1 protein-coding gene is annotated in these 521 nt (G+C 45.9%); it reads right to left on the reverse strand.

What is annotated here, in order from left to right; translation table 11 throughout:
- Window positions 1-521: alpha/beta hydrolase (locus tag R7Q11_RS29245; RefSeq protein ID WP_225467354.1), on the reverse strand; the 521-nt coding region annotated here is incomplete at both ends.

The following is a 521-nucleotide window of genomic DNA, read 5'->3' on the forward strand; positions in this document are numbered from 1 at the left end:
CTTTTGTAATTGTCTTGGAACTGATCTTCTTCGCTTGCCCATAGTGGCTAAATAGCGCGACTAACTGGTTGTCACTGTAAGGAGAAACGGGGTCACCTTCTAAGCTCAGCGCTAAAATTGGCACCTTAGTTTTACGACTGCTCAAGAAGCCTTGAACTTTCAATGACCAAGCCATCATCTGCCCAGCCATGCTGTTGATATCAACTGCGCTTTTACCCAAACGAGAAGCCAGCATATCCAGATACATCTTCGGCATTTTTTGCAGCTTTTTCGGTGAGGTAAACAGATCATGCACCGGTGCGCCTAGTGCCACACACGCTTTGATCTTTTCTTGCTCAAGAAAAGACAGACGAACCATGGCATTGCCACCAAAACGGAAACCGACCAAACCAACTTTGTGATGATCAACGTAAGGAATGGAATAAAGCTCATTCAACACGGCTTGATGAAGACAGCTTGAATCTTCCGTCAAAGGCCAATGAGAACTGTGTCCGACTGATGGCATATCGACGGTCAGCATT

The sequence above is a fragment of the Vibrio sp. 970 genome, assembly GCF_033339075.1.